Source organism: Streptomyces sp. NBC_01235, assembly GCF_035989285.1.
Taxonomy (GTDB): domain Bacteria; phylum Actinomycetota; class Actinomycetes; order Streptomycetales; family Streptomycetaceae; genus Streptomyces.
Genome location: NZ_CP108513.1, coordinates 1,381,194 through 1,396,990, shown reverse-complemented (window position 1 = coordinate 1,396,990; position 15,797 = coordinate 1,381,194). Strand labels below are relative to the sequence as shown.

Here is a 15,797-nt window from a genome sequence, read left to right as displayed (position 1 = left end):
ACCCGGCTCGGGCGACGGGACCGTTCACGGCTTTTTCGCGAGGAAGTGGAGCACGATGGCGAGCAATGAAGAGAAGCTGCGGGACTACCTGAAAAGGGTGACGGCGGACCTCCGCCAGACCCGCAAGCGTCTTCATGACGTCGAGACGAGTCGCCAGGAGCCCGTCGCGATCGTCGGTCTGGGCTGCCGCTTTCCCGGCGGTGCGGACACGCCCGAGGAGTTCTGGCGGCTGCTCACCGAGGGCCGGGACACCGTCGCCGACTTCCCCGCCGACCGCGGCTGGGACCTCGACGGCGTCTTCGACGCGGCGGGCGGCGTCGGCACCACGTACGCCCGCCAGGGAGCGTTCCTCTACGACGCACCACTGTTCGACTCCACGTTCTTCGACATATCGCCCCGAGAGGCCACGACCATGGACCCCCAGCAGCGGCTGCTGCTGGAGACGTCCTGGGCGGCACTGGAACGTGCGGGCATCGACCCGGGCGCGCTGCGCGGCAGCCGTACCGGCGTGTTCACCGGTACCAACGGCCAGGACTACCTCGCGCTCATGCTCGACCGGCCCGAGGAGTCCGACGGCCATCTGACCACCGGCATCACCGCGTCGGTGCTGTCGGGGCGGGTGTCGTACGTGCTGGGGCTGGAAGGCCCCGCGGTGACGGTGGACACCGCCTGCTCGTCCTCCCTGGTCGCCTTGCATCTGGCGGTGCAGGCGCTGCGGGGTGGTGAGTGTGATCTGGCGCTGGCGGGTGGGGTGACGGTGATGTCGACGCCGGGGGCGTTCGTGGAGTTCTCGCGGCAGCGGGGGCTTGCGGTGGACGGCCGGTGCAAGGCGTTCGCGGAGGGTGCGGACGGTACGGGGTGGGGTGAGGGTGTCGGTGTGCTGGTGGTGGAGCGGCTGTCGGATGCGCGGCGTCATGGTCATCGGGTGCTGGCGGTGGTGCGGGGGAGCGCGGTCAACCAGGACGGTGCGTCGAATGGTCTGACGGCTCCGAACGGTCCTTCCCAGCAGCGGGTGATCCGGGCCGCGTTGGCGGCCGGTGGACTTGCGCCGGCCGATGTCGACGCGGTGGAGGCGCATGGCACGGGTACGGCGCTGGGTGATCCGATCGAGGCGCAGGCGTTGATCGCGACGTACGGCCAGGACCGTGAACGGCCTTTGTGGCTGGGGTCGGTGAAGTCGAACATCGGGCACACCCAGGCCGCTGCCGGGGTGGCGGGTGTGATCAAGATGGTGCTGGCGATGCACCACGGCCTGCTCCCGCGCACCCTGCACGCCGGCGAGCCCACCACCCGCGTGGACTGGACGGCCGGTGCCGTCGGGCTGGTCCAGGAGAACACCGACTGGCCGCAGCCGGCGGACCGTCCGCGCCGGGCGGGGGTGTCCGCCTTCGGCGTCTCCGGCACCAATGCCCACGTCGTGCTGGAACAGGCCCCGGACGAGCCCGGCGCAGACCCCGGCACGCACGGTCCCGTGCCGCAGGCCCTGCGCCTGCCGTCCGGGGCGGTGCCCTGGAGGGTCACCGGCCGTACCCTCGCCGCCCTGCGCGACCAGGCCCGGCGGCTCGCCGACTTCGTACGTGTCCGCCCGGCGACGGACCCGGCGCGCACCGCCGCCGCGCTGCTGACCACCCGGTCCGTGTTCGAGGAACGCGCCGTGGTGCTCGGCACCGACCGCGACGAACTGTTGCGCGGCCTGGACGCCCTGGCCGCCGGCCACGCCCGGCCCGGCCTGGTCACCGGCTCGGCCTCGGGAAGCGGCCGGACCGCTTTCCTCTTCGCCGGGCAGGGCTCCCAGCGCCTCGGCATGGGACGGGAACTGCACGAGACGTACGAGGTGTTCGCGGACGCCTTCGACGAGGTGTGCGCCCAGGTCGACACCACCCTCGAACGCCCCTTGCAGGACGTGGTGTTCGGCACGGACGCCGACCTGCTGAACCGCACCGGGTACGCGCAGCCCGCGCTGTTCGCCCTGGAAGTCGCCCTGTTCCGGCTCGCCGAGTCCTTCGGCGTACGTCCCGACGTACTCCTCGGGCACTCCATCGGCGAGTTGGCGGCAGCGTATGTGGCGGGGGTCTGGTCCCTCGCCGACGCCTGCCGGCTGGTGGTGGCCCGCGGCCGGCTGATGCAGGCGCTCCCCGAGGGCGGCGCCATGCTCTCCCTCCAGCTCCCCGAGGCCGAGGTGCTGCCCCTGCTGGAGGGGCGCACCGACCGGGTCGGTGTCGCCGCCGTCAACGCGCCCCGCGCCACGGTGATCGCCGGCGTCGCCGCCGACGTCGAGGAGATCGCGGAACAGGCCAGGGCGAACGGCCACCGTGCCACCGCCCTCCGGGTGAGCCACGCCTTCCACTCGCCCCTGATGGAACCGATGCTGCGCGACTTCCGGCGGATCGCCGAGTCGTTGGAGTTCCACCCGCCGCGCCTGACCATCGTGTCCGACCTCACCGGCCGCCCGGCCGACCCCGACGACCTGGCCACCCCCGACTACTGGGTGCGGCACGTCCGGCACGCGGTCCGCTTCTCCGACGGCGTCCGTACCCTGGCCGGCCTCGGCGTCACCCGCTGTCTGGAACTCGGCCCCGACGGCACCCTGTCCGCCCTCGCGGCGCAGAGCCTGCCGGCCCAGGACGAGGTGCTCGCCGTTCCGGCCCTGCACAAGGACCAGCCCGGACCTCGTGCCTTCGAGACCGCCCTCGCCGCCCTGCACACCCGTGGCGCCGACGTCGACTGGACCGGCCTCCTCACAGGCACGGGTACGGGCAAGGGCAGGGGCACGGACCCGGACACCCCCGCCCCACCGCCGGAAGCGCTGCCCACCTACGCCTTCCAGCGGCGTCGCGCCTGGCTGCCCGGCACGGCGTCCGGCGCCGCCGGGATCCGTGCCGCCGGCCTCGGGGCCGCGCGGCACCCGCTGCTCGGCGCCACCGTCGAACTCGCCGACGCCGGTGGCGTGCTCCTCACCGGCCGGCTGTCCGTGCGCTCGCACTCCTGGCTCGCCGACCGGGAGGTGGCGGGCATCGCGCTGCTGCCCGAGTCCGTCCTCGTCGAACTGGCCGTGCGGGCGGGTGACGAGGCCGGCTGTACCGCCCTGGAGACGCTGACCCTCCGTGAGCCGCTCCCGCTGCCCCCACAGGGCGGGGTGCGGATGCAGATCCTGGTCGGAGCCGCGGACGACACGGGACGGCGCACGGTGACGGTCCACTCCCGCCCGGACGACGAGGACGGCGACCAGCCATGGCGCTGCCATGCCGAGGGCATCCTCTCCACCACCACCGCCCAGCCCGCCTCGGACCCGCCGGAGACCGACGTCTGGCCACCCGAGCAGGCCGAACCCGTCGACGTGGACGACCTGTACGACCTGCTGGCCCTGCGCGGCCACTCACGCGGCCCGGCCTTCCGCGCGGTACGCGCCCTGTGGCGCCGCGGCGGTGACCTCTTCGCCGAGCTCGCCGTCCCGGAGGGGCCGCGCGAGGGAAGTGCCGCCGCCTTCGGCCTGCATCCCGTGCTGCTCGACGCCGCGCTGCAGACCGTCCTGTGGGCCGCGCCCGAGGCGGGCGAGGGCCGCGTCGTACTGCCGCGGGGCTGGCACGGCGTGACCGTGCACGCGACCGGAGCGGGCGCCGCCCGGCTGCGCGTCACGGGCGCGGGCACCGACCGCGTCTCGCTCGCCCTGGCGGACACCCACGGGCTGCCGCTGGCCACCGTCGACTCCGTCTCCCTGACCTTCTCCGCCGACTCCGCGCCGGCCGCCGATCGGCGGGCCGACGGACTGTACGTGCTGGAGTGGGCGCCGGTGGCCGGTCAGGCCGCCGACCCGGGGCTCGCGGTGGGCGAGGGCGGCGAGTGGGCGGTGCTCGCCCCGGAGGGCGCGGCCCTTGCCGCCCGCCTCGCCGAGCGGGGTGTCCCCGTCCGCGTCCACCACGACCTCGCCGCGCTGCGGGCCGCCCTGGACGAGGGCACGCCGGCGCCCACGACCGTGCTGCTGCCGGTCGCCTCCGCCGGCCACCCCGACGACGGTCCGGGCCTCGCCGCCGCGGCCCAGGACGCCACCGCGGCCGTCCTGGCCGCCCTCCAGCAGTGGCTGGCCGACGAGCGGCTCGACGGCTCCCGGCTGGTGGTGCTCACCTGCCACGCCGTGGCGGCCGCACCCGAGGACCGTGTACCCGACCTCGTCCACGCCCCCGTCTGGGGGCTCGTGCGCACGGCCCAGTCGGAGCACCCCGGCCGCTTCCTGCTCGTCGACCGTGACACGCCCCACTCCCCGCCCCTGTCCGCCCTCCAGGGCGAGGAGCCCCAACTCGCCGTCCGCGGCGATGCGTTGCTGACGCCCAGGGCCGTCCGCGCGCCGCGTCCCGCCGAAGGAACGCCGCCGGCGTTCGGACCCGAAGGGACCGTGCTGATCACCGGCGGCACCGGCGGGCTGGGCGCCCTGACCGCCCGGCATCTGGTGGCCGAACACGGCGTACGGCGGCTGCTGCTGGTCAGCCGGTCCGGGCCCCGGGCCGCGGGCGCGGCCGGGCTGCGCGACGCACTGACCGAGCTCGGCGCCGAGGTGACGGTCGAGGCGTGCGACGTCTCCGACCGCGCGGCGCTGGCCGCCCTCCTCGCCGCCGTCCCGGTCGAGCACCCGGTCACCGCGGTGGTGCACACCGCCGGTGTGCTCGACGACGGCCTGCTCACCTCGCTCACGCCGGAGCGCCTGGCCACCGTCTTCGACGCCAAGGCCACCGCCGCCGCCCACCTGCACGAGCTGACCCGGCAGCAGAACCTCTCCGCCTTCGTGGTGTTCTCGTCGGCGGCCGGCCTGCTCGGCAATCCAGGCCAGGCCACCTACGCGGCCGCCAACACCTTCCTCGACGCCCTCGCCCAGCACCGCCGCGCGGCAGGACTGCCCACGACCTCACTCGCGTGGGGGCCGTGGGAGCGGTTCGGCGGCATGACAGCCGCCCTGGACCCCGCCCACACGGCCAGAACGGCCGCCCAGGGCGTCATCCCCCTCTCCGCGGAGCGGGGCCTGTCCCTGTTCGACGCCGGCACCGCCGCCGACCGGGCGCTGCTGCTCGCGATGCGTCTCGACCAGCGCGCCCTGCGCTCGCGCGCCGAAGCCGGTGAACTGCCCCCGCTGCTGCGCGGACTGCTGCGCGTCACCGTCCGGCGCGGCGCGGCGGGCGCGACCGGCGAGGGCGGCGGATTCGCCCGGCGGCTCGTCTCCCTGCCCCGGGCCCGGCGGCACCGCGCGGTGGCCGAGCTCGTCACCGGCCAGGTCGCCGCGATCCTCGGTTACGACAGCGCCGACCTCGTGGGCTCCGACAAACCGTTCAAGGAACTGGGCTTCGACTCGCTCGCCGCCGTGAACCTGCGCAACCGGCTCGGGCAGGAGACCGGACTGCGCCTGCCCGCCACCCTCGTCTACGACCACCCCACCTGCGGCGCCCTGATCCGGCACCTGGCCACGGAACTGGGCCTGGACGGGGAGCAGACCGAGGACGAGGACGCCCCCGCCCGCCTCGACACCGCCGGGCCCGACGACGACCCCGTGGTGATCGTCGGCATGGGCTGCCGTTTCCCCGGCGGGGCCGACTCGCCCGAGGCGCTGTGGCGCCTGGTCGCCGCGGGAGCCGAGGGACTGGGCCCGTTTCCCGCCGACCGCGGCTGGGACCTCGACGCGCTGTACGACCCGGACTCCGACCGTCCCGGCACCACCTATGTCCGCGAAGCCGGATTCCTCTACGACTCGGGCGAGTTCGACGCCGAGCTCTTCGGTATCTCGCCCCGCGAGGCGCTCACCATGGACCCGCAGCAGAGACTGCTGCTGGAGACCTCCTGGGAGGTGTTCGAACGGGCCGGGATCGCCCCCACCTCCCTCAAGGGCAGCCGCACCGGCGTGTTCGCGGGCGTGACCTATCACGACTACGCGTCCGGGATGCAGATGGGGACGGCCGGCAACGTGGCCGCGGGCCGGGTGTCGTACGCCTTCGGTCTCGAAGGTCCCTCGGTGGCGGTGGACACCGCCTGCTCGTCCTCCCTGGTCGCCCTGCACCTGGCGGCGCAGGCCCTGCGCGCCGGGGAGTGCGACCTGGCGCTCGCCGGCGGTGTGGCGGTCATGTCGCAGCCGGACCCCTACCTGGCCTTCAGCCGGGAGCGCACCCTGGCCGCCGACGGCCGGTGCAAGCCGTTCTCGGCCGGCGCCGACGGCACCAACTGGGCCGAGGGCGTCGGCCTGCTGCTCCTGGAGCGGCTCTCCGACGCCCGGCGGCGCGGCCACACCGTCCTCGCCCGGATCGCCGGCAGCGGCATCAACCAGGACGGTGCCTCCAACGGACTGACCGCCCCCAGCGGACCCGCCCAACAGCGTCTGATCCGCCAGGTGCTGCGCTCCGCCGGACTCGCCACCGCCGACGTGGACGCCGTCGAGGCCCATGGCACGGGCACCCCGCTCGGCGACCCGATCGAGGCGCAGGCGGTCCTCGCCACCTACGGGCAGGACCGTGAGCGGCCGCTGTGGCTGGGCTCGATGAAGGCCAACATCGGTCACACCCAGGCGGCCTCCGGCGCCGGCGGGGTCATCAAGATGATCATGGCGATGCGGTACGGCGTCCTGCCCCGCACCCCGCACACCGACCCGCCCTCCCCGCACGTCGACTGGTCCGCGGGCGTGGTGGAGCTGCTGCGCGAGGACGTGGCCTGGCCGCCCGGCGACCGCCCGCGCCGGGCCGGCGTGTCCTCCTTCGGCATCAGCGGCACCAATGCCCACGTGATCATCGAAGAGCCGCCCCGGGACGGGGAAGACGCCATCGGCGGTACCGACACCCCTGTCGATGCCCGGACCGCCGACGACGCCCGGACCGGGGCTCCGAAGCCGCCCGGCGGCATGCCGCTGCCGCTGCCGCTGCCGCTGCCGCTCTCCGCGCGCGGCGCCGAGGCACTGCGCGGCCAGGCGGCCCGCCTGCACGCGTTCCTGACGGACGAACCGGCGACGAGGCTGGCGGACGTGGCCCTGTCGCTCGCCACCACCCGCTCCGCCCTGGAACACCGCGCGGTGCTCACCGTCCCCGACCACGACACGGCGCTGCGCACCCTGAAGGCCCTGGCGGACGGGACCGAGCCCGACGCCCCGGTCGTCAGCGGCACCGCCCCGGCCGGCTCCGCACAGCCCGCCCTCGTCCTCGCCTTCCCGGCCGCCGACGCCCGGTGGACGGCGAGCGCCGCACCGCTGGCCGACTCCGCCCCCGTGTTCGCCGAAGCACTGGAAGCCTGCGGACGCGCCCTGTCCGGGCTGGTCGACTGGACCCCCGCCGACGTCCTCGCGGGACGCACCGCCCCCGACTGGCGGCACCGGCCGGAGATCGCCGGACCGCTCGGCTGGGCGGTGGCCGTCGCGGTGACCGAACTGCTGCGCTCGTACGGCATCGAGCCCGCGGCCGTGACCGGCCGGAGCGACGGTGAGATCGCGGCGGCCTGCGCCGCCGGACTGCTCCCGCTCGAAGCCGGCGCCCGGCTCGCGGTGCACCACGGCCGGACGACGGACGAGCCCGCGCCACAGGTCGGCTTCACGCCCGCCGGCACGCCGTTCTGGTCGGCCGCGACCGGTGGCTGGCTGGACGGCGAGGAGACCGGCGCCGCCCAGTGGGCCGCCGGTCTGGCGCGGGATCCCGGCCGGCCCGGGCAGGCGCTGCGAGCGCTGCTGGACAGCGGCCACCGCACGCTGGTCGTCCTCGGCGAGCCGGACGGGGACGGCCATTCCCTTCCCGGCGGCGCCGAGCCCGACGCGCGCGCGGACCTGCTGCCGCTCACCGGCCCGGACGGGCTCGACCTCGTGACCCTCCTCGCGCAGCTGCACGTCCGGGGCGTCGACGTCCGCTGGAACACCGTGCTGGCGCCCACCGGGGCACGCCGGATCCCGCTGCCCACGTACGCCTTCCACCGCCGTCACTACTGGATGGCGGCCGCACCGCACTCCGGCGCGGACGCGGCCACCACGGGTCCGGCGGACCGGCACCCGCTGCTGGACTCGGTCGTCGAACTGCCCGAGCCGGGCGGGCTTGTGCTGACCGGCACGCTGTCCCGCGCCGCACAGCAGTGGCCGGCCTCCCACGCCGGGGCCGCCCCGCAGGCCGTGCCCGGGACGGTGCTCGTCGAACTCGCCCTCCAGGCCGGCGAACGGGTCGGGTGCGACCACGTCGTCGAGCTGACCTCGGAGGATCCCCTGGTCCTGCCCGAACGGGACGAGATCCGGCTGCGGGTCACGGTCGGCGATGCGGAGCCGTCGGGGGAACGACTCCTGCGGGTGCACTCCCGGCGCGCGGGCGCCCTGCCCGGCACGCCCTGGACGCGCCACGCCCGGGCGGTGCTGTGCCCCGCGGACGGTCCGGCCGCCTTCGACCTGGAACTCTGGCCGCCCGCCGACGCCGAGCCCGCCGACCTGCCCGTGCCGGCCGGCGAGGGCCTGCGCGGCCTGTGGCGGCACGGCGACGACCTGTTCGCCGAGGTCGCTCTGACCGCCGAACAGCGGCCGCAGGGCGCCGCCTACTGCCTGCACCCGGCGCTGCTGGACACCGCGCTGCGCACCCTCACCCTCACGGGGGAGACCCCCGGCGCCGACGCGCCGCACCTGCCGGACATCTGGCACGGGGTGGCGCTGCACGCCGTCGGCGCCTCGTCGTTGCGGGTCCGGCTGACCCGTACCGGGACCGACACCATCGCCGTGGAGGCTGCCGACGACACGGGACGGCCCGTCGCGTCGGTCGGCGGGATACGGCTCGGGGCAGCCGACCCGGCACGGCTCACCGGCGCCCGCACCGCACAACACGGTCCGCTCTTCCGTCTCGCTTGGCCCGAGACCGGGTGCCCGGCGCCCGCGGAGAAGCCCCGCTGGGCGCTCGTCGGACCCGATCCGCTCGGCGCTCGCGCGGCGCTGATGAAGGCGGGCGTCTACACCGAGACCTACGACAGCCTCACCGCGCTCGCCAAGACGCTGGACTCCGGCGCGGCCGTGCCCGAGGCGGTCCTGACCGGCTGTGTGCCCGCGCCCGGGGACACCACCGGTGCGACCGCGGTGCGGGACGTCGCCGGACTGGCGGGGGAGTGGCTCTCCGACGACCGGTTCGCCGACGCGCGGCTCGTCGTCCTGACCCGCGGCTCGCTCGCCGACGACGGCACCCGGGCGCCGGACCCGGCGGTCGCCGCGGTCTGGGGCCTGATCCGGTCCGCCCAGTCGGCCGACCCGGACCGGCTGGTCCTGGCCGATCTGGACGGCAAGCGCGCCTCCTGGCGCGCCCTGCCGGCGGCGCTGGCCCTCCCCGAACCCCAACTGGCCCTGGTCCAGGGCACCGTGCGCGTTCCACGGCTGGCCGCCGTCCCCGCCATCACCGACGGGGCGGGGCTGCCGATCGACCCGGAAGGGACCGTCCTGGTCACCGGCGCCGACCGGCCGGCCGGCGCCGAGATCGCCCGGCACCTGGCGGACCGGGGAGACGTACGCCGTCTGCTGCTCGGAGCCCCGGCGCGGGGAGACGAGCTCGCCCGGCTCGCGGCGGAACTGAGCGAGCGGGGAGCCGAGGTGACCGTCACCGAGTGCGACCCGGCCTCGCCGGGGGCACCGGCCGCGCTCCTGGCCGCGGTGCCCGCCGGGCACCCGCTGACCGCAGTCGTGCACGCGGCCCAGGTGCCGCAGCGCCGGGAGACCGACGGCCCGGCGGACGCGGACGACGAGCCGCTGGAGGCGGAGCTGCGGGCGGTCCTGCACCTCGCCGAGCTGACGGCGCCCGGCCGGTCCGGGCCCGCCGCGGTGCCCCTGGTCCTCCTCTCGTCCGCCGCCGGCACGCTGGGGGCGGCGGGACGGGGCGACGAGGCCGCCGTGGGCGCCTTCCTCGACGCCCTGGCCCGGCGCCGCCATGCCGAGGGCCTGCCCGGGCTGTCGATGGCCTGGGGACCCTGGGACGGCCAGGACCGCGCCGCGAGCGCCGCGCCTGCTGGGATCGGCCGGCTGACCCGGACCGCGTGCCGGGACCTGTTCGACGCCGCGTGCGCAGCGCAGGCCCCCACCGCCGTCCTGCTCCGCCCGGACACCGGGACGCTCCTCGGCAGGTCGGGCGACGCGAGCCTGCCCGCGCCGCTGCGGGGCCTGGCCGGACCACCGGCCCGGCGCCGGGCGGGCCGGCCGGGAGCCGCGGGCGCCCTCAGCATGCTCCGGCGCCGCCTCGCCGGGCTGGCCGACGCCGAGCGCGACGCCGCCCTCCTGGACCTCGTGCGCACCGACGTGGCGGCGGTGCTCGACTACTCCTCGCCGGAAGCCGTCGAGGACACCCGTGCCTTCCGCGACATCGGCCTCAACTCGCTCACCGCCTTCGCCCTGCGCAACCGGCTGCGCGAGACCACCGGGCTCCGACTGCCCGCCGCCCTGCTGTTCGAGGCCGACACGCCCGTACTGCTGGTGACCCGTCTCAAGGAAGAACTGCTGCGCAGGTGACCCCGGCACCCTCGCCCGTGCTCGTCAGCCGCCCGGCGTCCGACACGACCTCCCTCACGACAACCAAGGAGAACAGCCACAGATGAAGACGAACGGCGTCTATGTCGACACGGTCGGGGTCTACATCCCTGAGCAGCGGGTGACCGTCGAGGAGGCCGTCGAGCAAGGCCTCTACGACGACTTCTCCATCCAGTACGCGACCGGGCTCACCACCGCCTACATCGCGGGGGACCTGCCCGCGCTGGACATGGCCGTGCTCGCCGCCCGGAACGCGTTCCGGCGGTCCGGCAACGAGGTCGACGACCTCGACTTCCATGTGCACTGCACCGCCGTCCAGCACGGCCCCGAGGGGTTCTACCCGCCCGGTTACCTGCTGCGTGAGCTCGGCGCGAGCGGAGTGGCGAGCACGGACGTGCGCCAGCACTCCAACGGGCTGCTGGCCGGCATCGAGGTCGCCGTCGGACAGCTGACGGGAGCCGCGGGCGCCGAGACCGCGCTGGTGACGGCGGCGGAGAACTTCACCAGCCCGCTGATCGACCGGTGGCGCGGCTTCGGCACCGGCTTCACCGCCAGCGACGGCGGCGCCGCCGTCCTGCTCAGCCGCGAGGGCGGGTTCGCGGCGCTACGGGCGGTGAACTCCGGCACCATGCCGGAGCTGGAGCAGTGGCACCGGGGAGAGGAGTCACTGCTGCCGTTCCGCGGGGAGGAGCGCAAGGCCTCCGGCACGCTGGACCTGCTGATGTACTTCAACCAGCACGTGATGCCGCTCGACAAGTGCATGGAGATGATCCGGGACTTCGAGCTGGACCTGGTGCACCGCTCGCTGGTGGACGCGGGGCTGAACGCGTCGGATCTGCGATGGGTGGTCGCCGCGAACAGCGACTCCCTCATGGTCGAGCAGACGAAGATGCAGCCGTTGGGCCTGCCGATGTCGCGCTCCACCGCCCACTTCGGCAAGGAGTACGGGCACATGGGCGCCTGCGACATGGCGGTTTCCCTCAACCACCTGCTCGTCAACGGGCTGGTGTCCCCGGGCGACAACATCCTGATGACGACGTCGGCGGCCGGCTGGGTCTCCACCTCGGCCGTCCTGACCGTCCTGGAGATCCCGGAGTGGGCCCAGGGCTGACAGCGGAAGACCCGGCACCACGAGGACGCGGTGCCGGGTCTTTCGCCGGGTGAGACTCACGCGTCCCGGTTGCGCAGCACGAGGTACCCGCCGAGCACCGCCGCGGCCACCCACAGCAGCATGATGACCAGACCGCCCCCCGGCCCGTAGGGCACGTCCGACCTCGGCACCACCCGCGCCATCGCCGCACCGGCCTGGTCGGGGAGGTAGCGCGCCACCTTCTTCGCGCCGGGCACCGACGTCAGGATCTGGGTGACCAGGAAGAAGAACGGCATCAGAACGCCCATGGACAGCATGGAGCTGCGCAGCATGGTGGCCACGCCCATCGAGAACACGGCCATCAGCGTCATGTAGAGCCCCGCGCCCAGTGTCGCGCGGAGCACGTTGTGCGCGCCGATGGTGGTGCTGTGCGATCCGAGCACCGCCTGTCCGGCGAAGAAGGTCACGAAGCTGGTGGCCACGCTGACGACGAGGGCGGCGCCCGTCGCCACCGCGATCTTGCTGACGTAGAAGAGGCCGCGCCGCGGCACCGCCGCCAGCGAGTTGCGGATCGCCCCGGTGCTGTACTCGCCGCCGATGACCATGACCCCGAACGCGATCAACGCCAGCTGGCCGAGAAGCCCGCCGGTGAAGCTGGTCCCGGCGGCGTCGAAGGCGAGCTTGTCCTGCTGCGACAGGTCGTCGTAGTTGGCGTTGGACAGCGCGCTGATCAGCGTGCCGAAGACCACGGTGACCGCGAAAGCGGCGAACAGGGTCCACCCCGTGGAGCGGACCGTGGTGAGTTTGGCCCATTCGGAGCGCAGGGTCGCGGTGGGTGCGGACATGGGTCAGGACTCCGTTCCGATGGTCTGCGGCGTGTTCCCGGCGGCGCTCGACGCGGCGTCGGCGGTGAGCGCGCCCGTGCGGTACTCGGCCGACTCACCGGTCAGGGCGATGAACGCCTCTTCCAGCGAGGCGTGCTGCGGGCTCAGTTCGTGCAGCAGGACGCGGTGCTCCAGGGCGAGCTCACCGAGCCGCTCCGCCGGGACCTCGGTCACCTCGAACGCACCCGAGGCGTTCTCGGTGGCCGTGATGCCGGCCGCAGCGAGGGCGTCCCGCAGCTTCTCCGGTTCGGGGGTGCGGATCCGTACGGACGAACGGGAGTTGCGGTCGATGAACTCCTGCATGCCGGTGTCGGCGAGCAGCCTGCCGCGGCCGATGACGACCAGGTGATCGGCGGTCAGCGCCATCTCGCTCATCAGATGGCTGGAGACGAACACCGTGCGGCCCTCCGCCGCGAGCCGCTTCATCAGGGTCCGGATCCAGTGGATGCCTTCCGGGTCCAGACCGTTGACCGGTTCGTCCAGCATCACGATCTCCGGATCACCGAGCAGCGCCGCGGCGATGCCGAGCCGCTGCCCCATGCCGAGCGAGAAACCCTTGGGCCGCTTCGTGGCCACCGCGCCCAGCCCGACCTCCTCGAGCACCTCGTCGACCCGCGGGAGCGGTATGTCGTTGCTGAGGGCCAGACACCGGAGATTCTGGTACGCGCTCCGGCCGCCGTGCATCGCCTTCGCGTCCAGCAGCGCGCCGATGCGGCGCAGCGGTTCCCTGAGCCGGGCGTAGGGCTCGCCGTCGATGAGGACCCGGCCGCCCGTGGGGCGGTCCAGACCGAGCATCATCCGCATCGTGGTGGACTTGCCCGCTCCGTTGGGGCCGAGGAATCCGGTGACACAGCCTGGCCGGACGGTGAAGGTGAGGCCGTCGACCACCACCTTCTCGCCGTACTGCTTGGTCACTCCCGCAAGCTCGATCATGCGGTCCACGCTAGGCGGAGCCACCGCTTCCAGCCGGTGCCCACGGGGACATGTCTAGGGGTTCTCCCAGTCTGTGGCGCGGTCACCGCGAGGGCAGCGCCGCAAGATCCTGCGACTGGGCGGTGTAGTACGGCAGATACGAGTCCAGCAACGCGCCCAGATAGTCCGGATCCGCGGTCGCCGCACGGAAGTCCGGCACCAGCCGCCGAAGGCGCTCCACGGACGCACGCGTGACGGCCGTCGGGCCGGGACGGTGCACGCGGTGGGCCGTGACGCCCAGACGGTCCTCGATGGCCGTCACGATCGACTCCACCGGTTGCGGGACGCCCGAAGCCACGTTCACCACCTCACCGCACACGCCGTCCGTCAGGAGCCGGTCGACCGCGTGCACGAGATCCCGTACGTCCAGCAGATCCCGGTGCGCGCCCTGATGGACCGTCACCCGGCCCTCCCTGATGTGCCGGACCAGGGTCGGCAGCAGCTGGTGCGGCCGCTGGTGGTGGCCCACCGCGTGGCTCACCCGCAGGATCAGGTGCTCGACGCCCGAGGAGCGCACCACGTTCTCCAGCGCCAGCTTGTGCCGGCCGTACGTGGTCGGCGGCCGCAGGGGACCGGACTCGCTCACCGCGTCGTCCGTGAAGCCGTACATGGAGAAGGAGGCGGTCGAGAGGAACAGCAGCCGTCGGCCCGCCGGCCGGCACTCGTCCAGTACCTCGTAGAGGAGCCGGGCCTCACGGTCGTACTCGGCGGGGGCCGTGGTGGCCGTGCTGGAGACCCCGGAGGCGATGGCGGTCACCCCGGGGAAACGGTCCCCGAACGCGTCGGTCAGGTTGCGGGCCAGGAAGCCGTCACCGATGATCTGCACGGCCGCCCCCCTCTCCGGCCGAAACCGCCCCGCCACCCTGCACGCCCGCCAGGGGCAGGCCGGTCGAGACCCCCGTGACGCTGCGCAGGGCCGCGACCAGCGTCCGCGCCTGCACATTGACGTAGTGGCTGTACTTCAGCAGCTCCCCGAGCTGGCGCAGGGTCACCCAGCGGTAGTCGCCCGGGACCTCGGCGGGGACGCCGTCGTCCGCCTCGATGATCAGGTACCGGTTCTGCGCGTTCAGGAACCGGCCGCCCTCCTCCGACAGCACCGTGTCGAACAGCACCTGTTCCGGACGGGCCTCCGTCACCAGGTCGAGGAAGCGGGGTCGGGCCGACGTCGGCAGATGGGCGTAGTTCTCCGGGGTGCACTGCACGGTGGGGCCGAGTTCGACGACGTCCAGATAGCCCGGCTCGACCCGGGCCTGCACCAGACAGTGCGGCACGCCGTCGATCCGGCGCACCAGCATCGCCACCACCCCGACGCCGTGCGGTTCGAGCAGCGGCTGCGACCAGGAAGTCACCTCACGCCGGTTGGACAGGACGTCCACCGGCACGATGCTGAAGAACAGGCCCCGCTCGTGGGAGATACGGTCCTCGGCGCGGTACCAGTCGCGTCCCTCGACCTCGCGCAGCGGCAACAGGGAGGCGCTGGCCTCCCGTTCGCTCTGCTGTGTGGTGATCCAGCTGCGGATCGCCACGTCCGAGTGGACGCCGGTGGCCGGGCCGGCGCCGTGGTGCCAGTCCGGCAGGCAGGACAGCACCGTACGCGCGTCCATGTTGACCAGGTTCTCGTAGTGCAGCAGCGCATTGACCTGACGAAGGGTCAACCAGCAGAAGTCCTCGTCCGCCTCCACCTCCGGGCCGACCTCCACGATCATGTTGCGGTTGCGCTTGCAGAAGAACCACGAGCCCTGCTCGGACTGGAGCACATCGGCCAGCACACGGTGACCCCGTGCCTCCGGCTCCCGGAAGCAGTCCAGATAGGGCACCGACGCACCACCGTGCACCCTGGTGTAGTTGCTCTTGGTGGCCTGCACGGTCGGCGACAGCTGCACCCCGTTGACATTGCCCGGCTCGGACTTGGCCTGCATCAGGCAGTGCAGCACTCCGTTGGTCTCGCGGACCGCGAGACCGAGGATGCCTATCTCCGGCTGCCGGATGATCGGCTGGGTCCACTCCGGCACCGGACCGAAGTCGGTGCGCACCCGCATGCCGCGCACGGTGAAGAACCGCCCGCTGCGATGCGCCAGATCACCGGTGTCCGGGACGAAGTCCCAGCCGGACATCTCGGCGAAGGTGCTGCGGCGCACCTCCTGGCTGTGTGTGCGGCGGCGCCGGTCGAACCAGTCGAAGAACTCGACGTCGGACATCGCCTCGCCGCCGCTGGCCGTCGCGGAGACGGCCAGCCGCGCGGCGAGGACCGCATCGGTGTGGGACTCGGGACCGGTCGTGTTGAGCTGGGGCATCGCTGCCTCTCCATCGGATCGTCATCGGATCGACGCCCCACGGCAGCTGCCCGCGGCCCGTGGAGCGGGGGGCT

General features: G+C 74.0%; 5 protein-coding genes and 1 pseudogene. 2 read left to right on the top strand and 4 right to left on the bottom strand.

Annotation, left to right across the window (positions count from 1 at the left end):
- Positions 1 to 55 precede the first annotated feature (55 nt).
- Positions 56 to 10,426: pseudogene (locus OG289_RS06365) on the top strand (SDR family NAD(P)-dependent oxidoreductase); the annotation flags it as partial.
- 121 nt (positions 10,427 to 10,547) lie between these two features.
- Positions 10,548 to 11,594 carry a ketoacyl-ACP synthase III family protein gene (locus tag OG289_RS06360; protein WP_327313012.1) on the top strand — a complete coding sequence of 349 codons (1,047 nt, stop codon included), beginning with the start codon at positions 10,548 to 10,550 and terminating at the stop codon, positions 11,592 to 11,594.
- Positions 11,595 to 11,650: 56 nt separating this feature from the next.
- On the opposite strand, the gene OG289_RS06355 is transcribed toward OG289_RS06360, so the two are convergent.
- The 4 genes from OG289_RS06355 to OG289_RS06340 all read right to left on the bottom strand — a co-directional run bounded on the left by OG289_RS06355 (position 11,651) and on the right by OG289_RS06340 (position 15,723).
- On the bottom strand, positions 11,651 to 12,418 hold the full coding sequence (locus OG289_RS06355) for an ABC transporter permease (RefSeq protein ID WP_327313011.1): 768 nt from the start codon (positions 12,416 to 12,418) through the stop codon (positions 11,651 to 11,653).
- 3 nt (positions 12,419 to 12,421) lie between these two features.
- A complete protein-coding gene (locus OG289_RS06350) occupies positions 12,422 to 13,390 on the bottom strand; it encodes an ABC transporter ATP-binding protein (RefSeq protein ID WP_327313010.1) in 969 nt (322 codons plus the stop codon).
- A gap of 82 nt (positions 13,391 to 13,472) precedes the next feature.
- Positions 13,473 to 14,255, bottom strand: coding sequence for an NAD-dependent epimerase/dehydratase family protein (locus OG289_RS06345; RefSeq protein WP_327313009.1), 783 nt, complete (start codon positions 14,253 to 14,255; stop codon positions 13,473 to 13,475).
- The gene (locus tag OG289_RS06340; protein WP_327313008.1) at positions 14,239 to 15,723 is read right to left on the bottom strand and encodes an NDP-hexose 2,3-dehydratase family protein; all 1,485 of its coding nucleotides are present in this window, start codon (positions 15,721 to 15,723) and stop codon (positions 14,239 to 14,241) included. The genes OG289_RS06345 and OG289_RS06340 overlap by 17 nt, the downstream gene beginning before the upstream one ends.
- Positions 15,724 to 15,797: the final 74 nt, after the last annotated feature.

Excerpts from the sequence above, each read along its gene's own strand:
- OG289_RS06360 (WP_327313012.1), top strand. The coding sequence starts at position 10,548 with ATGAAGACGAACGGCGTCTATGTCGACACGGTCGGGGTCTACATCCCT.
- OG289_RS06350 (WP_327313010.1), bottom strand. The coding sequence starts at position 13,390 with ATGATCGAGCTTGCGGGAGTGACCAAGCAGTACGGCGAGAAGGTGGTG.
- OG289_RS06355 (WP_327313011.1), bottom strand. The coding sequence starts at position 12,418 with ATGTCCGCACCCACCGCGACCCTGCGCTCCGAATGGGCCAAACTCACC.
- OG289_RS06340 (WP_327313008.1), bottom strand. The coding sequence starts at position 15,723 with ATGCCCCAGCTCAACACGACCGGTCCCGAGTCCCACACCGATGCGGTC.